The sequence below is a fragment of the Pseudomonas sp. PDM28 genome (assembly GCF_019219115.1).
In the GTDB taxonomy this organism is placed as follows: Bacteria; Pseudomonadota; Gammaproteobacteria; order Pseudomonadales; family Pseudomonadaceae; genus Aquipseudomonas; species Aquipseudomonas laurylsulfatiphila.
The window spans coordinates 1-20,417 of the sequence record NZ_JAHUWG010000011.1 but is presented as its reverse complement, the minus strand read 5'-3'; the positions used below and the strand labels follow the sequence as shown (position 1 = coordinate 20,417).

Below are 20,417 nucleotides of genomic sequence, written 5' to 3'. Positions count from 1 at the left end.
TCAATGATCCAGCACATGACCTGCGATGAACGCTTCATCGCCCTGGCCAAAGAGTTTGGCTATGACATCTACGGCGAAAACACCGCGGGCGGGCATTACGCGCCGCTGATCCGTCATCACGATGAGCTGTACATCAGCGGCCTGGTGCCACGCATGAACGGCAAGATCCTTTATCCTGGCCGCGTCGGGCTGGACCTCAGCATGGCCGATGCGCAAGCGGCCGCCAGCATCAGTGCGATGCGCGGGCTGGCGTTGATCGTCGATGCCATCGGTTCGCTGGACAAGATCAAGTCATTGATCCGGGTAACGGTCTATGTGAAGTCCACGGCGGATTTTGTCGACTTGAGCGAAGTGGCCAATGGCGCCTCGGATGTGTTCAGCCACGTGTTGGGCGATGCCGGTAAACATACGCGCACTACAGTAGGTGTTTATCAACTACCGAAGAACGCCGCGATAGAAGTGGACATGATTGCCGCCTTGCGTCCATCGGTTTTGTAAATTACCTCCAGACTTTACAGCGCTGAACCTATAACATAAGGTTTAGCGCTAAAGTGTGGGAAATAAAAAGAAAGGACGTGCGAATGGATAACTTTCAAGGTGCGTTTTTTTCATATAAGGACTTTCGTCAGAGCCTGCATCATCGACAGCAAAGTGCCAAGGTGTGGAAAGGCACCGAACTGGCGGGTTTGCGTCAGACCCTCGAAGCCAGCGACGTTGATATTGTCGCGTTGGCTCACGACAAGAGCATTGACGGCTGTGCAGTGACGCCCGGGATGGCGATCGCCATGCAATGGCTGAACCCCGGTGTGACACTCAACGGTCATGCCCATTCCTGGTGGCATCTGTTCGTTATCCAGTGTGGCAGCGGCGTGCTGACCCTTGGCGATGCCGATGAGGTCAACGTCAGCAGCGGCGACGTGCTGCTGGTGCCGGCCTGGACCCGGCATGGCTTCGTCAACACCAGCAAACACGAGCCTCTGGCGATGCTGAACATGAGCAACATGCCACAAATGGCACTGCTGTCGAACTTTGCCGACAGCCATGGCCTGATTACCACCCAGCCGTAATTTCCCCACCACCGCTTTTCGTAGGAGCCGGCTTGCCGGCGATAGCGACCTTGAGATCGCCATCGCCGGCAAGCCGGCTCCTGTGTTTTTTGTATCCGTCGAAACACGCTCCCGAGCCCGCTTTTTGCCTGCGTGTTTACCCACGTAAACAAACTTTCTGTATCGATTGAAACGGACAAATTCTGTATCTATTCAGCCTTCATTCAACTAACTACGATCACTTCCAATGCACGTTAATCCCTGCAGTCAGTGAATGGAGTGCTCTATGGAAAACAGGAAGCTCAAACTGTATGTCGGCGCCGATCATGTCAGCGCTTTTGCGATGTCGGCTTTTGTCGCGCTCAAGGAAAAGCAACTTTCATTTGAACTTGTCACGGTTGATCTGAAATCACGCGAAAACTACAGGGCGAGTTATCGCGATCTTTCGCTGACCTGCAAAATTCCAACCTTAGTTCACGACGATTTTGCCTTGTCGGAATCCTCGGCGATTGCCGAGTACCTCGATGAACTCTGCCCTGGGCATAAAAAACTCTATCCGCAGGGCCTCCAGCAGCGTGCCCGTGCCCGTCAATTGCAGGCCTGGTTGCGCAGTGACTTGCTGGTGGTGCGCAAGGAGCGCCCGTTTGACCTGGTGTACTTCGGCAAGAAAAACACCGCGTTGTCCGACGAGGCCCAAGCCGCCGTCGAGCGCCTGTTGTTCGTCGCCGACCATTTGCTGGAGGAGGGCGCCGAGCATCTGTTCGGTGCCTGGAGCATTGCCGACACCGACCTGGCAATCATGCTCAACCGCCTGGTTGCCAACGGCGATCCGGTGCCGGCACGGCTCCAGGCCTATGTGCGTCGCCAGTGGGACCGCGACAGCGTTCGGGCGTGGATGGACATAGAGCGCAAAGCGCCGGCCATCGCCTAACAACACTCAGGGCAACCACCAGGAGCGCGGCCATGCAAGGACTGTCGGAGCACGAACGCTACAAACCCTATAACTCACGCACCATCCGCGACACACCTTACTGGCACAAGCTGACGCCGGGTTTGCAGGAGGCCATGACCGTCGTGGCCCGGGTCATGCCGTTTCGCACCAACGAATACGTGCTGGGCACGCTGATCGACTGGAACAACATTCCGGACGATCCGGTTTTCCGCATGACCTTCCCCCACAAGGACATGTTGCTGCCAGAGGAATATGCCTCGCTCAAGCAACTGATCGAACTGGATGACAGCGCGGCGATCAAGCGCCGGATCGAGGCGATCTGGCTGCGGATGAACCCGCATCCGGCCGGACAGTTGACCCACAACGGCGTCACCCTCAACGGCAAAGTCCTGCCGGGCATCCAGCACAAGTACCGCGAGACCGTGCTGTTTTTCCCCGGTGCCGGGCAGACCTGTCATGCGTACTGCACCTTCTGTTTCCGCTGGGCGCAGTTCATCGGCGAGGAAGAGCTCAAGTTCAACGCTCGCGAGTCCCAGGAACTGGTCAGCTACCTGCGGGTGCATACCGAAGTCACGGACGTGCTGATTACCGGCGGCGACCCGATGATCATGAACACCCGCTCGCTGGCCGGATACATCGAGCCGCTGCTGCAATTGCCACACCTCAAGAGCATCCGCATCGGCACCAAATCGGTGGCGTACTGGCCGCAGCGTTTTGTCAGCGACAAGGATGCCCCCGAGCTGCTGGCGCTGTTCCGGCGCATCGTCGCGGCGGGTAAGAACCTGTCGATCATGGGCCACTACAACCACCCGGTGGAGATCCGCCAGGCCATTGCCCGCCAGGCGATCGAGCGCATCCGCTCGACGGGCGCGACGCTGCGCATGCAGGCGCCGGTGATCCGCCACATCAACGAAAACCCTGCCGATTGGGCCGCGCTGTGGACTGAAGGCGTACGGCTCGGGGCCGTGCCTTATTACATGTTCGTCGAGCGTGACACCGGCCCCAGCCATTACTTCGCGATGCCGCTGGCCCGGGCCTTCGAGATCTTCCAGGCGGCGTACCGCACGGTGTCGGGGCTTGCGCGAACGGTGCGCGGGCCGTCCATGAGCACCTTCTACGGCAAGGTGTTGATCAACGGCATCGAGACCGTCGCCGGGGAAAAAGTCTTCGTCTTGCAGTTCCTCCAGGCACGCAATCCGCAATGGGTGTTGCGCACGTTCTACGCGCGCTTCGATCCGCAGGTGACCTGGTTCGACGACTTGCAACCCGCTTTCGGCGAGCGCTCGTTCTTCTTTCAGACCGAGCTCGCCGCCGTGCCGGAATTGATACCTGTGTTGCTGGAAACGGCGTAGGAACATTCATGAACAATGGGGAGATAGGGAGATGAGCAGTATCCCGTTTGATCAGCGCGAGGGTGTCATCTGGCTCGACGGCGAGTTCGTCGAGTGGTCCCGGGCGCAGTTGCATGTGCTGACCCATGGCCTGCATTACGCGAGCACCGTGTATGAAGGCGAACGGGTCTACAACGGCAGGATCTTCAAGCTGCGCGAGCACAGCGAGCGGCTGTACCGCTCGGCGCACTTGATGGATTTTGCCATCCCCTATGAGCTGGCCGAACTGGAAGCGGCGAGGCAGGAACTGCTGCAACGCAACAAGGTGGTCGAGGGTTATCTGCGCCCGGTGGCCTGGCGCGGCAGTGAAATGATCTCCACCTCGGCGCGCTTCAACCGTGTGCACCTGGCCATCGCCTGCTGGCAGTGGCCGAGCTATTTCGACCCGGCGGCGCGCATGGCCGGCATCCGCTTGAAAACCGCGAGCTGGCGCCGTCCGCCACCCTGCAGCAGTCCGTTCGAGGCCAAGGCCTCCGGGCATTACCAGATCGCCACGCTGAGCAAGCACGACGCCGAGAGCACGGGTTACCACGATGCGCTGATGCTCGACTGGCGCGGCCATGTCGCCGAAGCCACCAGCGCCAATGTGTTCTTTGTCAAAGGCCGGACGCTGCACACGCCGCTGCCGGATTGTTTTCTCAACGGCATCACCCGGCAAACCGTGATCGAACTGGCCAGGGCGCTGGATTATCAGGTGGTCGAACGGACGATTTTGCCCACGGAGCTCGGCGACTTCGACGAGTGTTTTCTCACCGGCACCGCCGCCGAAATTACCCCGGTGCAGAGCATCGATGAGCAGCGCTACCGACCGGGCGAAGCCTGCCGCGACTTGATTGCTGCCTACACCTCAACCGTAAACGCCTGATCACCTGCCAGGAATCTCACCATGTCAGATCAAGGGATTGTTGCGTCTCAACCTTACATTTCGCTCGGCCATCGTCATGAAGAGCTGTCGACGTTGGGCTGGACCGTGCTGACCCCGGAAGAATTTTCCGATGATGTCGTAGGCACCTTGCATGAGTTCGGTCCGATCATTCCGCAGTTCAACGGCCAGATGGCCTTTGCCATCACTCGCAAGCCAGGCTACGAAGACTTGCCGTATTCCCAGAGCATGAACGGCATTGGCCCGCACACCGAGGCGCCCGTGTACGGGCCGCCGCCGCGTTATCTGGCATTGCATTGCCATAAACAGGCGACGTGTGGCGGCGGGCACACCGGCCTGGTGGACGGCTACGAATTTCTCAAGTCCCTGGAGCGCAGTGAACCAGAACTGCGTGAGTGGCTGGATGACACGCCGGTAGAATTTGTCGCCACCGCCAAACCGGGCGAACCGGGCCAACGGCGGGTCAAGGAGTACATCCTCACGCCTACGGAGGACGGGGATATTTTCCGTTTCAGTTACAACCAGTTTCACTACGGCGATGTAAACCCGTCCAAGGAAGCTCTACAACAATCCCTGGTCGCCAACAGCACCTCGCCGCTGGCCAGGTTTGCCGCGCTCGGCGAGGCGTACTTCGTCGAGCACAACATTCCGGTGCTGATTCCCGACGGATGCCTGCTGATTTGGGACAACTGGCGGATGATTCACGCCCGCAGTCGTTACACTGATCCGGCGCGCAACCTGACCCGCTATTGGCTGGCCTGATTTTTCCGGCGTCCTTCATTCTTTTGGCGTACCCCTTGGCGGGTACGCGCCTTACAGGTATCGCGTCATGCAAACAGCAATCGAGATCGCCCAGGTCGATCATCAACTGATCGTGCGGCTCAACCAGGCCTGGACCAGGCGCGCCTCTGTTTGTGCGCCGGACAGGGCTCAGATCATTGAAGCATTCGACCCGCTGCGCCCGGATTACCCGGAGTGCATGGTGCCGTTTTTCCATCACCCGGCATTCCAGGCCTTGAGTGACGAGCTCAAAAGCAGCGTGGTGACCTGGGGCTGGATCGGCTACAACCTGCGCACCGTCACCGCCGAAGAACACATTGTCAATCCGGCCCTCAGCGTCATTGCCAATCAGTACCTGGGCAAGGACGACTGGCATTTTCGCGAGGCCATGCAACAGACCCTGATCGACGAGCACTACCACACGCTGATGCACCTTCGCGCCATCGAACGGACCAGGCTGGAGCGGGCGCTGGATCAGGATCTGGATCTGCCGCCGTCCGTCACTTACCTGCGCCTGAAGGCCTTGCAGGCAGAGCTGACCGAGCCATGGCAGCGGGATCTGGCGGCGATCACCTTTGCGGTGGTGGCCGAGATCAGCGTCAACGCCTATCTGGATCTGCTGGCGGATGACCAGACCATCCAGCCGCAGAACCGCCAGGTGGCCGAGCAGCACAACCGCGACGAATACGCGCACAGCAAGGTGCTGGCTGAAGTGGCGAAGGTCATGTACGCCAACATGCAGCCGACCCAGCGGGAATTTTTCGCACGCAACCTGTCGGTGGCGCTGAGTGCCTTTATCGCTCAGGACTACTCGATGTGGGAGGCGATTCTGACGCAGCTCGGGGTCGAGGAGGCGGCGTTGATCATTGCCGACACCCGCGAAAGCAACAAGAACGCGACCATCATGCGCGACTACAGCGGCCTGCATAAACTGGCTCAGGACCTGGGCATCAGCGAGCAGATCGATTTCGACTTCCGTCCGACCCTCAAAACCACGGCGGCCGCCTGAGCCCGGAGGTGTCTATGTCCACGCCTGTGTACGAAGTGTTCGCCATCCGTGTCGGCGCAAACGCCCAGCGCACCGCCCGGGAGAATTTTCTCTACGACGCCTGTTGCGGTGATCCGAATGCGCCGATGCCGCTGGATTACTACTTCTGGGTCATCCGCAACGAGCAGCAGGTGATCGTGGTCGACACCTGTTTCCAGCCGGCCACGGCGGACCGGCGCAATCGCCAGATGTACCGCCTGCCGGAGGAATCCCTGCGGCAGCTGGACATCGATCCGGCCCGGGTCGAACACCTGATCCTGACCCATTTGCATTGGGACCATGCCGGCAACCTCGGGCTGTTCCCGAAGGCGACCGTGCATTTGCAGGAAGCGGAACTGCGTTTTTGCACCGGGCCGAAAATGTCCCATCGCACGCTGAACAAAACCTACGAGGTCGAGGACGTGATGTCGGCGCTGCCGCCGCTGTTCGAAGGGCGGATGCGTTTGCACGGTGGAGTCGTCGAGGTCGTTCCCGGCGTGACCTTGCACCCGGTGGGCGGGCATACGCCCGGCAGCCAGGTGGTGCGGGTGAATACTGAGCGCGGCTGGATTGTACTGGCCTCGGATGCCGCGCACCTGTGGGTCAACATTCGTGAGCGCAGTCCGTTCCCGATCCTCGATGACCTGGCGCAAACCCTCGAAGCCTTCACCGAGATCGACCGCCTGGCCGATGGCGAAGACCACGTCATCCCCGGCCACGACCCGCTGATCGCCGAGCGCTTCGCGCACTGGAATGACGACCCGCATATCGTTTGCCTGCACCAACCCCCGATCTGAAGATCACCTCAAACCCTGTGGGAGCGGGCTTGCTCGCGAAAGCGGTGTGTCAGATACATCAATTTTGAACGTACTGACGCCTTCGCGAGCAAGCCCGCTCCCACAGTGCCGGTGTTAACCCTGAGCTTTCAGGATACGTCCCAACGTCTGCAGTGCCTCATCGATCCGTGGCGAATACGGCGCGCCGCAGCCAATGCGCACAAAGTGATTGAAGCGCTCGGTGTTGGAAAAGATATCCCCAGGAGAAATCTGGATGCCGACCTTCAGCGCCTCGTGAAAAAACGCCATGGACGAATGCCTGCGAGGCAATTCCACCCACAACAACGTGCCGCCTTGCGGGTGGGTCACGCTGGTGCCGATGGGAAAATAGCGGGTGATCGCCGTGCTCATCTGCGCGCGTTGTACGGTCAGGGTGTTTCTCAACCGGCGCAGGTAACGTTCATAAGACGGTGTGCGCATGAATTCGCTGACCGCCAGTTGCGATAACAGCTCGCACCCCCGCGACTGCGTATGCTTGAGCATCTCCACACGGTCGTGCCATTTCCCAGCGCTGATCCAACCCAGGCGCATGCCCGGAGCCAGGGTTTTGTTCAACGAGGCGCAATAGATCACGTTGTCGGTGCGGTCCCAATGTTTGAGCGTGGACAGCGGTTGCTCGGTGTCCACCAGGTCGCCGTAGGTGTCGTCCTCGATCAGCACGGTGTCGTGCTCGGCGCACAGTTTCACCAGCCGTGCCTTGTTGGCGTCGGGCATGATGCTGCCCAGCGGGTTTTGCAGGTTGGGAATGACGATCAACGCCTTGACCGGTTCAGGGCCTTGCAGCAGCCCTTCCAGGGCCGCCAGATTGAGCCCGGTGTGGGCCGAGGCCGGGACTTCCAGTACCCGCAGGCTCAGGCTTTCGAGAATTTGCAGCAGACCGTAGAAGGTCGGCGACTCCACGGCCACGGTGTCGCCGGGGCGGGTGACCGCACGCAAGGCCAGGTTGATCGCTTCGGTGGCGCCGTTGGTGATCACGATCCGTTCGGGGGCCAGGTGGGTCTTGCTGGCCAGCGCCCGCCGCGCCAGGAGGTGGCGCAATGCACTGTTTCCGCAGGTCGAGCCCGCGGCGCCGAGCAGGCCGGCGTCGTAGCGCAGCGACTTGATCATGTTGTCTCGCAAGGTCTTCAGCGGATAAAGCTCCGGCGCGCAGTAGGCGCTGGCGAAATTGACCTTGATCGTTGCGCGTTGACTGGCCTTGAGCACCGTTGAGACCTGTTGATGAATGCCGACATAGGCGCAGGTATCCAGCGCTGGCGCCGAGGCAACCGGGGCGGGTCTGGGCAGGGTGTCGGGCTGGCGAATGTAGTTGCCGGAACGCGGTCGGGCTTCCAGCACGCCGCAGTCTTCCAGTTCCCGGCACACCTGCACCGCGGTCGACAGGCTGACGGCGTGTTTTTCCATCATCAAGCGGATCGAGGGCAAGCGTTCACCGGTTTTCAAGGTGCCGCTGCGGATAGCGTCCAGATAGTGATTGGCCAGTTGGCGATACAAAGGGGTCGTGTTCATGATGACCTCAGCAGTTGCACCACCGAGGTCTGGGCTGGAAAGTGAGTTGACGCTCCCTGCAGGCGGACCCGTGGTGCTCATGGGTGAAGGGAAGTGTTGTTCTGCGTCGATACTGGAAGAGTAATCGTGGTTTTGCCCGAATCACGGGCAATAAAAAGCCCTGCGCTAGGGCAGGGCTCTTATTTGAGTCAGTGAGTGACCTGTGGCGAGGGGGCTTGCCCCCGTTGGGTGGCACAGCCACCCCAATCAAGCTATTTGAGTCTTTCAGGAAAACCGCATTCACCGAGTTTACGACGGCCTCGCCGCCGAACGGGGGCAAGCCCCCTCGCCACAGACAAGCTCGCTCGCCACAACAAAAGGTATTACTGCACGGCGATGCTATACCCATCGAACGCCGTCTGCTGTTGCAGGGCGGTGATGATGTTCTTGCGGTTGACCGCTTGCTCGGCGCCGCTGTTGTCCAGGAACGTTTCGCTTTCCAGTTCCGCCTCTTCGCCTTCGCCAATGAAGTTGAAACCGAGGAACTCCAGGGCTTCACGGTCGACGTTCAGGCGCGAGCGCGGGGTACGCAGCGGCAAGGTGACGCTGATGCCGTCCTTGCTGATGGTGAACACTTCGACTTCTTTCTTGGCCTTGGCGGCCTTGCTCTTGCCGCCGCTCGGGTTGCTGATGGCCTGGTGCGTCTGGTTCAGCACCTTCAGGGCCAGGCCGTAGACGATTTCCTGGAACGCCGGGTCGTCCTTGAAGCTGGAGAGGATGCGGCTGATCGGGAACTTGCTGCTCAGGTCTTCCAGCGCGGCGATGTCGGCGGCTTCGGCGTCCTTGAGTTGCTTGAGCTGGCCCATCAGTTCATAGGCCTTGTCGTCGTCGAAGCTGTCGTGGGCCTGACGAATGGCGGCGCGCAGTTCGCGGATCTGGTCACTTTCGCGGGTGGACTGGAAAGCGTCCAGCACCATCTCGCTGATGGTTTTCGCCTGGGGTACGTGTTGTGAAAGATTGATGGAGTTTTCGTATTCCGCTTTGGACGACAAGGTGACTACGGATTCAGCGGTGTTGGAATCGGACATTGAAATTTCACTACTTTTTTCAGCTTGAATAGGGGCGAGAAAGCCCGGGGGCTTTTTCAGGCCGCCTAATCTATTGGACCGGGACCGCGTTGTCACGGATCAACAGGCGGCTGGTCATGTTTTTGCTTTGTAGAGGGCTGACCACAGATTCTTCGGCCAACCCGGATCCCTGTGGGAGCGAGCTTGCTCGCGATGGCAATCTGTCAGGCCCCTTGATGTTGGCTGACACTCCCTTATCGCGAGCAAGCTCGCTCCCACAAAAAGCCCCGCGACCATGACGAAGCGGGGCTTTCTGATTACCGAGAGAAATGACGCGATTATGGGTGCAATAGCTTCTGCGCCCGTTTATCCGCCAGATGCTGCATCACCAGTCGTCCGATCAGCACCAGCAACGTCAGCGAGATCAACAACACCGAAATCGCCGCGACGCTCGGGTCGACGTTATCGCGCAAGCCGCTCCAGATGCGCTTGGGCAGGGTGTCGACGTTGACGCTGGTGATGAACAGCGTCACCGCCACTTCTTCCCAGGACAGGGCGAAACCCAACAGCGCGGTGGAGGCCAGACCCAGTTTCAGGTTCGGCAGGATCACCATGAACGTGGTCTGCATCAGGCTGGCGCCAAGGTTGCGCGAGGCCAGTTCGATGCGCCGGTCGATCTGGCTGAGGGCCACCAGCATGGTCACTACGCCGTACGGCACCACCATGATCACGTGGGCAATCACCACGCCGGTCAGGGTGTCGTAGCCCATGCCCGGCGCGAAGCGACCGAGCTTGGTCTCCATGAAATACAGCACCAGCGCGGAAATCACCGGCGGGATCGCCATCGGCAGCAGCACCAGGCCGATCAGGGCCGTGGCCCATTTCGAGCGCATGTACCAGATGCCGAGGCTGAAACTCGCGGCGAGCAAGGTGGCGATGACGCTGGTGGCGAAGGCGATGGTCAGGCTCTGGCTGATGGCGTGGAACCAGTCCGGGTTGCTCACCAGCGCTTCGTAGTGGCGCAGCGACCAGTTGCCTTCGGGCATCGACAGGAAGCGCTTGCTGGTGAACGACACCGGAATGACCGTCAGCAGCGGGAACAGCATGAAGGCCATGGCGACCACGGCCAACAGCCGCGTACTCAGGCTTGTGCGATGGGTATTCATAGTGATCTCAGCCTACCAGTCGGTTGACGCGGGTCATTTTCAACAGCACCCAGATCAGCGCGCTGACCAGGGCCAGCAACACCACGCTCAGTGCCGCGCCCAGGCCCCAGTTGCTGGTCTGGAACATTTGCAGGAACACGTACTCGGCAATCATCACCGTTTGCCCGCCACCCAACAGCACCGGGGTGATGAAGAAGCCCAGGCAGAACACGAAGACCATGATGAACGCGCCCAGAATGCCCGGCAGGGTCTGCGGCAGCAGCACTTGCCAGAAGGTGCGCAAGGCACCGGCCCCGAGGCCCCGCGAGGCCATGAGCACACGCTGGTCGAGTTGACGCATGGTCGACAGCAGCGGGAACACCGCGTACGGGATCATCACGTGGAGCATGCCGATGACCACGCCAATCTCATTGCGGCTCAGTTGCAGCGGCTGGTCGATCAACCCCATGCCCATCAGCCCGTTGTTGAGCACGCCGTTGCTGCGCAGGGCGATCAACCAGCCGAAGGCCCGCACCAGCACGGAAATCCAGAACGGAATGAAGATGCAGATCTCCACCACGCGCTGCCAGAACGGCGGGCTGAACACCCAGCAGTAGGCCAGCAGGTAACCGATCATCAAGGCCAGGCCACTGACGGTCAGGCACAGGCGCAAGGTGCGCCAGAGCATTTCGTGGATCGCCGGGTCCGTGGCGATGCGCTGGTACTGCTCGATGCCCGGCGTCGGCAGCGAGAAGCTCCAGCCGACCACGCCGAGGAACGGCAGCACGTAGAAGACCAGCAGCAACACCGGCAGCGGAAACAGCAGCAGGCTGCGCTCCAGGCCCGGCGAGCTGAAGCGGGGCTTGGGGGCGGTCAGGGTCGAGGTCAGGGTGGTGGTCATGGTCACAGGCTCACTTGGACAACCGCGTCAGGTACTCTTCCAGGGCTTTGGAGTAGTTGTCGGCGTACCACTGGGCGTTGAGAGCGATCTGCTTCTTCAGGTTTTCTTCGGAGGCGCAGTTGGCTTCAAGTTGCTTGGCCGACATCAGCTTCTCCGTGGCGCTGTTGGAAGGCCCGTTGCCCAGCAGTTCGAACAGCTTGAGCTGGCCTTCAGGCTGCAAGGCTTGCTGGATGAACTGCATGGTCGGTTGAGTGCCGCCGGGGTTGCCGTTCAATACCGCCCAACTGCTGGAGTTGATGAAGCCGTTGTCGAAGCTCCAGCGCACGCGGTTGTCGGTGTCTTCGCTGAGCAGCTTGGCGCGGGTGTGCCAGATCGCACCCACCGACACCTCGCCGTCGACCATCAGTTGCTGGCTTTCGGCACCCGAACTCCAGAACGACAGGACGTGCGGCTTGATCTCGTCGATCTTCTTCAGCGCCCGTGGCACGTCCAGCGGGTACAGCTGGTCAGCCGGAACGCCGTCGGCCAGCAACGCCGCTTCGAGCATGCCGTTCATCCACTTGTACAGCGTGCGCTTGCCGGGGAATTTCTTCACGTCCCAGAAATCGGCCCAGGTCTTGGGCCCGTTTTCACCGAATTTTTCGCTGTCCCAGGCCATCACGTAGCTGAACTGGTAACTGGCGATGCCGTAATCGGAGGAGAGTGCCGGGGCCACCTGATCGCGCTTGATGGTGTTGTAGTCCAGTGGCTGCAGGATCTTTTCCCGGCCCAGTACGATGGCGCTGTAGCTCTCGACGTCGACCACGTCCCAGCTCGGTTGGCCGCTGGCCAGCTGCGAGCGGATGGCGCCCTCGGTCGGGCCGGCACCGTCGATTCGCACCTGGATGCCGGTGTTTTTGGTGAAGGTGTCGGTCCATGCCGAACGGAATGCATTCAGGGCGTCGCCGCCCCAGTTGACCACCACCAGCGGCTTGTCCGCCGACCAGCTGATGCCGCTGCGCAGCGCCAGGGGCACCGCTGCCAGCAGGCCCATGGCCTGGATAAAGGTGCGACGGTTGATCTGACCGTCGCGGGCCTTGTCGATAAGCACTTCGATGCAGTCTTGTTGGTGATCCTGGCGCATGGGCAAGTCCTCAGTCGGCCGGTGCCTGCGTGGGCACCGGCCTTTTTGTTGTCATTGGAAGAGAGCTTTGTGACGCAGTTTTTTGGGGGTTCAGGCCTGAAGCAGGAAGCTTTGCTGCACCGGCCAGCTCAGCCACACCGGCGCGCCGCTGGGCATCGACGCGCCCGGGTGATTGCCGGGTACGGACAGGTTGATCGGCAGTGTGTCGCCGCCGACCTTGAGGGCCAGATGGGTGCTGGAGCCTTGATAAACCTTGTCGGTGAGTTGCGCGGGCATCACGTTGTAGCCGTCGCGGGTCGGGCACTCGCTGTGCAGTTCCATGTGCTCGGGGCGCACGGCCAGCACGATCGGTGCCGCACTCAGTGCGTTCGGCGCCTGGGCATGCAATACGCTGGTGCCGCAGCGGCCGCTGGCGTTCTGGCCGTTGCGGGTCAGGTTGTCCAGCGGGAACAGGTTCATCTTGCCCAGGAACTCGGCGACGAAACGGCTCTCGGGGCGGTTGTAGATGTTTTCCGGGGTGTCGACCTGGGTCAGCTTGCCGTGGTTGAAGATCGCGATGCGCGAGGACAGCGCCAACGCTTCGTTCTGGTCGTGGGTGACGAACACGAAACTGGTGCCGACCTGACGGTGGATGCGTTGCAGCTCGGTTTGCAGTTGTTCGCGCAGGTTCTTGTCCAGCGCCGACAGTGGTTCGTCGAGCAGCAGCAGTTCCGGCTCGAACACCAGCGCCCGGGCAATCGCCACGCGCTGCTGCTGGCCGCCGGACATCTCGGCGGGCTTCTTGTGCATATGCGCACCGAGGCCGACCACTTCGAGGATGTGCTTGACCCGGCGATTGCGTTCTTCAACGGGGACTTTGCGGATGCGCAGCGGGTAGGCCACGTTGTCGGCCACGCTCATGTGCGGGAACAGCGCATAACCCTGGAACACCATGCCGTAGTTCCGCTTCTCGGCGGAGCGCCGGATGATGTCGACGCCTTGCTCCATCAGCTTGCCCGAGGTCGGGCTGAGGAAACCGGCCAGAATCATCAGCAAGGTGGTCTTGCCCGAGCCGGACGGACCCAGCAGGGTAAGAAATTCACCTTGGCGAACGTCGAGATCGACGTTATCCAGCGCCGCGAAACGGCCGTAATACTGGCTGATACCTTGAGCGCTGAGCTGGATCGCTGAACGGCTGGACACAATGAGGTTCCTCTTTTTATTGCCCATAAGACGTACGAGGACGGATGCGAATCCGAAATGGGCTTTGGGCTTATTATTGTTAAAAATATCGCTACATCAATGGAATTATTTTGCTCGTATTGGTTAGTTTTATTGAACAAATAAGCTGCGTATTCCGCCTCGGCCAGATGCCCCGAAATAGAGCTTCTACCCTGTGGGAGCGAGCTTGCTCGCGATAGCGATTTATCAGGCGACATCAATGGTGACTGTGGTGGCCTCATCGCGAGCAAGCTCGCTCCCACAGGGGAGTGTGATGTGCTTTTACAGGGTGTCCTGCCAGGTCTGGCGGGACGATTGCAACTGGGTCTTGACCCAGTTGCCGAAGGCCTGGACCACGGCGCGGTCGGCCTTTTGCGGGTCTGCCGCCAGGTAGTAGCCACGGTGTAAATCGATGCCGATGTCGAACGGCCGCACCAGCAAACCCTTGGATAACGCGTCACCGCTGATCAGGTTGTCACCGATGGCGATGCCCTGGCCGGCAATGCATGCGGACTGGGCGCAGTGTGCATCGGAGAACAGGATGCCGCTCGTCGCATTGACCGCGGAAGCCCCCGCTGCGGTCAGCCACACGCGCCAGTCGGAGTAGTCGGTCATGTGCAGCAAGGGGTAGCTGCTCAGTTCCTGCGGGCTTTTCAGACCGCCCAAGGCGTTGATCAGGCGCGGGCTGCACACCGGGAAGAAACGCAATGCCACGATCTCCTCGACGATCATTTCCGGCCAGTCGCCAATCCCGTAGGCGATGAACAGGTCGACGTTGTGGTTGTTGGTGTCGTCCGGCGTGCGCGGGGAAACCAGTTGCAACTGCACTTGCGGGTACTGCCGCAAAAAAGCACCGATGTGGTGACACAACCAATAGGTGGCGAACCCCGGCGCGCAACTGACGCATAGCCGCCCGGAGATTTCCTGGTCGTCGACCAACTGTCCGGCGTCGAGCAGGTTCAACAGAATCCCGTGCACTTCCCGCGCATAGCGTTCGCCCTGATACGTCAGGCCGATGCCTCGGCCAATGCGCTCGGTCAGGGCGAAACCGACACATTCCTCGAGCTTGCTGATCTGGTGGCTGATGGCGCTGCGGGTCAGGTTCAGTTCACGGGCCGCGACCGACACGCTGCCCAGACGGGCAACCGCATCCAGCGCACGAAGGGCTGTCATCGAAGGAAAACGCATAAATCATCCCGTTATGGTTTAGAGCGGTAGATATGGTGACGTAAATCGAACAGTCAGGCCAAAAAAAATCGATTGTTGTATCGGTTGATTCAACAATACTAGCCCCATTCGTCGTTGGGCCCCGCTGGCCCTTTATCCAAGAGGTGCTGCATGACCAGTTGTGCCGAGGCGCTCGTTCAGTTGCTGGAAGGCTATGGTGTTGAAACCGTCTTCGGCATTCCCGGCGTGCACACCGTCGAGTTGTATCGTGGCCTGCACGGCAGTCGCCTGAAGCACATCAGCCCGCGCCACGAGCAGGGCGCCGGGTTCATGGCCGACGGTTATGCCCGTGCCAGCGGCAAGCCCGGGGTGTGCTTCATCATCACCGGACCGGGCATGACCAACATCATCACCGCCATGGGCCAGGCCTATGCCGACTCGGTGCCGATGCTGGTGATTTCCACCTGCAACCGTCGCGAACACCTGCGCCTGGGCCATGGCCACCTGCATGAATTGCCGGATCAGCGCGCGCTGGTCGCCGGGGTCTGTGCTTTCAGCCATACGCTGCAACACCCGTCGCAATTGCCGGAAGTGCTGGCACGGGCCTTTGCCTTGTTTGGCTGTACGCGGCCGCGTCCGGTGCACATCGAGATTCCGCTGGATGTGCTGGAAATGTCTGCCGACGGGCTGGACCTGCACCCGCGTTCATTGCCGGCCGCACCGGCCCCGGCGCCGGAAGCCATCGATGACGCCGTGGCCCTGATCAACAACGCCAAGCGCCCCTTGATTCTCGCCGGTGGTGGCGCACGTCGGGCCAGTGAGGCGCTGACCGCACTCGCCGAACGCCTGCAGGCCCCCGTGGCGCTGACCACCAACGCCCGCGGTTTGCTGACCCCCGAACATCCTTTATTGCTCGACGGTGTGCAGTCCTCAGCCCATGGTCGCGAGCTGTTTGCCGAGGCCGACCTGGTGCTGGCCGTCGGCACCGAGCTGGGGGAAACCGACTACGACTTTTTCGGTCTTGGCCCTGTGCAGTTCAAGGCACCGCTGATTCGCCTGGACATCGATCCCATGCAAATACTCGGCGTACAAGCGGCCACGGTTGGCTTGCTGGGGGATGCCGGTCAAGGCTTGCTGTTGTTGCTCGATCGCCTGCCGCAGCGCCAGGCCGATCCAGCCTGGGCGGCTGAGCGAGTGAGCAAGGTCAACGCCCTCGAGCACGCCGGCTGGAGCGCCAGACAATCCCGTATGCAAGCGCTGCTCGATATCCTGCGCGATCACTTGCCGCAGCCCCTGATCGTCGGCGATTCGACCCAACCGGTGTATCAGGGCGCCCTCGGCTACCGGGCGCCAACCCCCAATAGCTGGTTCAACGCCGGCAGCGGCTACGGCACCCTCGGCTACGGTTTGCCCGCCGCCATCGGTGCCAAGCTGGCCCAACCCCTGCGACCGGTGGTGGCGTTGGTCGGCGACGGCGGCTTGCAGTTTTCCAGCGCCGAACTGATCGCCGCCAAAGAGGCCGGCGTCGGCGTGATCCTGCTGCTGTGGAACAACAGCAGCTACGCCGAAATCCGCGACTACATGAACGCCAAGGCGGTGCCGTTGCTGGGGGTGGACATCCTCACGCCGGACTTCGCCGCCCTCGCGCAAAGCTGCCACGTCAGCCATCACCGGGCACCTGATCTGGGCGGTTTGCGCGAGCTGCTGGGACAACTCGGCAGCAGCAATGAGCCGGTGATGATCGAGGTCGACGCTGCAATGTTTCTGGCTGACTAAAACAACAACAATTTTTTCAGGTCGCCGACACGCACAACGTCCGGCGGACCTTTCAATCTCCTGAACTCAAAGGTGGCTTACATGGCTGAGTCCGATAACTTTTCCTCTACCCATTCCGTGCAGGGGACCTACGCCGACCTGATCCTCGCCAACGGTCGTATCTACACCCAGGACCCGGCCAACCCGTGGGCCGAGGCCGTGGCCATCCGCGACGGCAAGTTGATCGCAGTCGCCGGACTCGGCCAGATCGAGATGTTCAAGGGCCCGAACACCCGCGTGCACGACCTGCAAGGCGCATTCTGCATGCCGGGCCTGCACGACATGCACACGCACCCCGACCTCGCGCTGGCGCCGCGCTACGCCGATGACCTCGACGTCGGCATCGAAGACCCGACCCCGGAACAGCTGCGTGAAAGCATCCTCGCCTACGCCGACAGCCATCCCGGCGACGGCTGGATCTACGGCCAGTACTGGGTGCGCTACACCTTCCGCGAGGCCGGCCTGACCCCGGGCCGCGAGTGGCTCGACAGCGTCATGCCGGACCGCCCGGTGGCACTGCTCGACCGCATGTGGGGCACCATGATGGTCAACTCCAAGGCCCTGGAGCTGGCCGGCATCGACCGCCACACGTCCGACCCGCGTAACGGGTATTTCGAGCGTGACGAGCTGAGCGGCGAACCCACCGGCCTGATGATCGACGGTGCCTACGCGATGATCCACGCCGCCATGCCACCGACACCGGTCAGCGTGTTGCGCCGTGCCTACCGCGATGGCGTGCACTTCCAGAGCTCGCGCGGCGTCACGGCGAGCAAATACGTGCACGTCTGCGAACAGCGTTTGCAGGCCCTCAAGGAACTCGACGACAGCGGCGAACTGACGGTGCGCATCGAAGCGGCGATCAGTTGGCAGGACGACATCTTCCCGGTGCGTCGTCGCTGGGAGCTGCTGGCCGGCGAACGTCACTACTACCGTAGCGCGCGCCTGAGCGCCAACGCGGTGAAGTTCCACTTCGACGGCACCGTGGAGCCGAAGTCTTCGTACCTGCTGACCCCGTGGCCGCAGGAGTCGAGCTGGCGCGGCAAGCTCAACCTGACCCCGGAACACATCACCGACATGGTGGTGGACATGGACCGCAAGGGCATCCGCGTGATCGCCCACTGCACCGGCGACGGTGCCTCCGACGTGTTCCTCGATGCCGTGGCCGAGGCCCGTCGTCGCAACGGTTTCAGCGGTGTGCGCCACCAATGCGCCCACAGCACCTTGCTGCACCCCGGCAACCTGCCGCGCTTCAAGGAGCTGAATGTCATCGCCGAGTTTTCCCCGGCCGCCTGGTACCCGACGCCGTTCGCCAGCGGTGCGCGTTCCGGTTACGGCCAGGAACGCCTCAAGCGCATCTACGACTTCAAAGGCGTGCTCGCCGCCGGTGGCACGGCGGTGATGGGCACCGACTGGCCGGTGGCGTCCATCGACCCGTGGCTGGCGCTGGAAACCATGATCACCCGGCAGAACCCATGGAACGATGACCCGGCGTGCTTCGGCGACCCCATCAGCCTCGAACAGGCGCTGACCGTGATCACCAGCAACGGCGCCGTGGCCATGGGCCTGGAACACAGCACCGGCAGCCTGCAAGTGGGCAAGTCGGCGGACCTGATCGTGATCGACCGCGACCTGTTCGCTGCACCGGCACGCAACTACATCCACAAGACCCAGGTGCTGCTGACCTTCGTTGAAGGGCAACTGGTCTACGACCGCCACTCAACGCTGGAGACCCTCGGCCTCAAAGCCGTCTGGCAAGGCGAACCACCGGTGCTGGAGGGCAAGGCAGAATGACTTCCCCACGTATCGCCGTGACCGTGGTGTCGGGTTTTCTCGGCGCCGGTAAAACCACACTACTCAACCGTATGGTGCGCCGTGCCGAAGGCAGTCGGCTGGCGGTGATCGTCAACGATTTCGGCGAGCTGAACATCGATGCGGCCATCGTGTCCGAAGTCACCGACGCGGTGTACAGCCTGCAAAACGGCTGCATCTGCTGCACGGTGCAGGAAGACCTGCTGGCGCAGCTCGCCAGCCTGGCGCAGCTTGAACCAAGGCTGGAGCGCATCGTCATCGAGTGCAGCGGAGTGTCCGACCCGCAGCGCATCGTGCAGACCTTGGCTTATCCACAGCTGCGCAGCCAGATGCAATTGGACATGGTGATCACGGTGGTCGACGCCACCCGCCATCTGCAACTCGACGGTGAATACGCGCGCCTGGCTCGGGCGCAGGTGGCCGCTGCCGACCTGCTGTTGTTGAACAAGACCGATCTGGTCGATGAGGCGCAGTTGCAGGCGTTGCGCGATGCACTGGGTGCCAGGACGCGTGTGCATGAAAGTGTGCAAGCCGAGTTGCCCGATGCGTTGTGGCTGGATACCGATCTGGATCTTGAGCCTCGGGCACAGAAACCGTTGACCCGGGTGTCCGATGGCGATCACGGCGAGATGTTCAGCAGCTGGTTGTGGCAGAGCAACGCGGCCCTCGACGTCGAGTGCTTGCGTGGCTGGTTGAGGGCGTTGCCCAGCGATGTATTCCGGGTCAAAGGCCTGGTACTGCTGACGCCGGGCAGCACGGCGCACTGGCTGCAACATGTCGGCACCCGCAGTCAGTTTCTGCCGGCGCTGGATGACGCCCTGGCCAACACCACACGCCTGGTGTTCATCGCTCGCCGGGGTTTCGATGGCTGGGAGGCATTGGGGCAAGGGCTGGAAGATTGCACTGTGAAAGAGGTTGCCGGGGTATGACATCGACAGAGCAACGTTTGCGTGAAGAGTTGGCGGCCTGCTATCGACTGGTTGCGTACTTTCGCATGACCGACCTGATCTTCACCCACATCTCGGTGCGCATTCCGGGGCCGGAGCATCACTTTCTGATCAACCCGTATGGGCTGATGTTCGACGAAATCACCGCGTCCAACCTGGTGAAGATCGACCTCGATGGCCATGCCGTAGAGCCCTCGCCGTACCCGGTGAACCCGGCCGGCTTCGTGATCCACAGCGCCATCCACGGTGCCCGGGAAGATGCGCAGTGCGTGCTGCACACCCACACCAAATCCGGGTGCGCGGTGGCGGCGTTGAAGTGCGGGTTGTTGCCGGTCAATCAGATTTCCATGGAGTTCTATGGCCGCGTCGCTTATCACGATTACGAAGGTGTAGCGCTGGACTTGAGCGAGCAACAACGGCTGGTGGCGGACATGGGTGACAAGCCGGTGATGATGCTGCGCAACCATGGATTGCTGACGGTGGGCGAGACGGTAGGGCAGGCGTTCATGCGCATGTATTACCTGGAAAAGGCCTGTGAAATCCAGTTGGCCGCGCAAGCTGCCGGTGAAGTTGTTCTACCGTCGCATGAGGTCTGCGCGCACACCGAGCGGCAGTTCAATGATCCGGGGCGGCCGTTGGATGAGGGGGAGTTGAGTGATCCGGATGCGATGCAACTGGCTTGGGCGGCGTTGTTGAGAATGTTGGAGCGCATTGCACCGGACTATCGAGACTGATCGAAGTTTTCGGTTGTTCTGGCTGGCCTCATCGCTGGCAAGCCAGCTCCCACAGAGTAAGTGGGTGTACGCAAAATCTGTGAGCACCCGAAAACATTGTGGGAGCTGG

Annotated in this window: 19 protein-coding genes; 12 read left to right on the top strand and 7 right to left on the bottom strand. The window is 61.3% G+C overall.

Translation table 11 applies throughout. The features are described from left to right. The first annotated feature begins 3 nt into the window (after positions 1-3). The 8 genes from KW841_RS23835 (at position 4) to KW841_RS23800 (ending at position 6,876) form a co-directional block, all read left to right on the top strand. Positions 4-498 carry a RidA family protein gene (locus tag KW841_RS23835; RefSeq protein ID WP_218480038.1) on the top strand — a complete coding sequence of 165 codons (495 nt, stop codon included), beginning with the start codon at positions 4-6 and terminating at the stop codon, positions 496-498. An 83-nt stretch (positions 499-581) separates the two neighbouring features. Next, positions 582-1,067: a cupin domain-containing protein gene (locus tag KW841_RS23830; RefSeq protein ID WP_218480037.1), complete on the top strand. Its 486-nt coding sequence runs from the start codon at positions 582-584 to the stop codon at positions 1,065-1,067. Positions 1,068-1,332: 265 nt separating this feature from the next. Then, the gene (gene yfcF / locus KW841_RS23825; protein WP_218480036.1) at positions 1,333-1,977 is read left to right on the top strand and encodes a glutathione transferase; all 645 of its coding nucleotides are present in this window, start codon (positions 1,333-1,335) and stop codon (positions 1,975-1,977) included. A gap of 32 nt (positions 1,978-2,009) precedes the next feature. Continuing rightward, positions 2,010-3,350 carry a KamA family radical SAM protein gene (locus tag KW841_RS23820; protein ID WP_218480035.1) on the top strand — a complete coding sequence of 447 codons (1,341 nt, stop codon included), beginning with the start codon at positions 2,010-2,012 and terminating at the stop codon, positions 3,348-3,350. A 31-nt stretch (positions 3,351-3,381) separates the two neighbouring features. Next, entirely contained in the window at positions 3,382-4,254 is an 873-nt protein-coding gene (locus tag KW841_RS23815) for a branched-chain amino acid aminotransferase (protein WP_218480034.1), read from the top strand. 21 nt (positions 4,255-4,275) lie between these two features. Beyond that, positions 4,276-5,034 carry a TauD/TfdA family dioxygenase gene (locus KW841_RS23810; RefSeq protein WP_218480033.1) on the top strand — a complete coding sequence of 253 codons (759 nt, stop codon included), beginning with the start codon at positions 4,276-4,278 and terminating at the stop codon, positions 5,032-5,034. 67 nt (positions 5,035-5,101) lie between these two features. Next, positions 5,102-6,061: a diiron oxygenase gene (locus KW841_RS23805; protein ID WP_218480032.1), complete on the top strand. Its 960-nt coding sequence runs from the start codon at positions 5,102-5,104 to the stop codon at positions 6,059-6,061. Positions 6,062-6,075: 14 nt separating this feature from the next. Beyond that, positions 6,076-6,876, top strand: coding sequence for an N-acyl homoserine lactonase family protein (locus tag KW841_RS23800; RefSeq protein ID WP_218480031.1), 801 nt, complete (start codon positions 6,076-6,078; stop codon positions 6,874-6,876). Positions 6,877-6,990: 114 nt separating this feature from the next. On the opposite strand, the gene KW841_RS23795 is transcribed toward KW841_RS23800, so the two are convergent. The 7 genes from KW841_RS23795 to KW841_RS23765 form a co-directional block, all read right to left on the bottom strand. After that, entirely contained in the window at positions 6,991-8,421 is a 1,431-nt protein-coding gene (locus KW841_RS23795; RefSeq protein ID WP_218480030.1) for a PLP-dependent aminotransferase family protein, read from the bottom strand. Positions 8,422-8,783: 362 nt separating this feature from the next. Further along, the gene (locus tag KW841_RS23790; protein ID WP_218480029.1) at positions 8,784-9,488 is read right to left on the bottom strand and encodes a hypothetical protein; all 705 of its coding nucleotides are present in this window, start codon (positions 9,486-9,488) and stop codon (positions 8,784-8,786) included. Positions 9,489-9,805: 317 nt separating this feature from the next. Then, positions 9,806-10,633: an ABC transporter permease gene (locus tag KW841_RS23785; RefSeq protein ID WP_218480028.1), complete on the bottom strand. Its 828-nt coding sequence runs from the start codon at positions 10,631-10,633 to the stop codon at positions 9,806-9,808. A gap of 7 nt (positions 10,634-10,640) precedes the next feature. Next, positions 10,641-11,513, bottom strand: a complete 873-nt coding sequence (locus tag KW841_RS23780; RefSeq protein ID WP_218480027.1) for an ABC transporter permease — start codon at positions 11,511-11,513, stop codon at positions 10,641-10,643. Between the two features lie 10 nt (positions 11,514-11,523). Next, the gene (locus KW841_RS23775; RefSeq protein ID WP_007972055.1) at positions 11,524-12,636 is read right to left on the bottom strand and encodes an ABC transporter substrate-binding protein; all 1,113 of its coding nucleotides are present in this window, start codon (positions 12,634-12,636) and stop codon (positions 11,524-11,526) included. A gap of 90 nt (positions 12,637-12,726) precedes the next feature. Next, a complete protein-coding gene (locus KW841_RS23770; protein ID WP_116581033.1) occupies positions 12,727-13,818 on the bottom strand; it encodes an ABC transporter ATP-binding protein in 1,092 nt (363 codons plus the stop codon). A 300-nt stretch (positions 13,819-14,118) separates the two neighbouring features. Then, the gene (locus tag KW841_RS23765) at positions 14,119-15,024 is read right to left on the bottom strand and encodes a LysR substrate-binding domain-containing protein (protein ID WP_218480026.1); all 906 of its coding nucleotides are present in this window, start codon (positions 15,022-15,024) and stop codon (positions 14,119-14,121) included. Positions 15,025-15,174: 150 nt separating this feature from the next. On the opposite strand from KW841_RS23765, the gene KW841_RS23760 reads away from it, so the two are divergent. From KW841_RS23760 to KW841_RS23745, 4 genes are all read left to right on the top strand, one after another. Further along, complete coding sequence (locus KW841_RS23760; protein WP_218480025.1) at positions 15,175-16,779, top strand: 5-guanidino-2-oxopentanoate decarboxylase; 1,605 nt, start codon at positions 15,175-15,177, stop codon at positions 16,777-16,779. 81 nt (positions 16,780-16,860) lie between these two features. Beyond that, positions 16,861-18,609: an amidohydrolase gene (locus tag KW841_RS23755; RefSeq protein ID WP_218480024.1), complete on the top strand. Its 1,749-nt coding sequence runs from the start codon at positions 16,861-16,863 to the stop codon at positions 18,607-18,609. After that, positions 18,606-19,556 (top strand): GTP-binding protein, encoded by a 951-nt coding sequence (locus tag KW841_RS23750; RefSeq protein ID WP_218480023.1) that lies wholly within the window; start codon positions 18,606-18,608, stop codon positions 19,554-19,556. The genes KW841_RS23755 and KW841_RS23750 overlap by 4 nt, the downstream gene beginning before the upstream one ends. Next, on the top strand, positions 19,553-20,308 hold the full coding sequence (locus KW841_RS23745; RefSeq protein WP_218480022.1) for a class II aldolase/adducin family protein: 756 nt from the start codon (positions 19,553-19,555) through the stop codon (positions 20,306-20,308). The genes KW841_RS23750 and KW841_RS23745 overlap by 4 nt, the downstream gene beginning before the upstream one ends. Positions 20,309-20,417 lie beyond the last annotated feature (109 nt).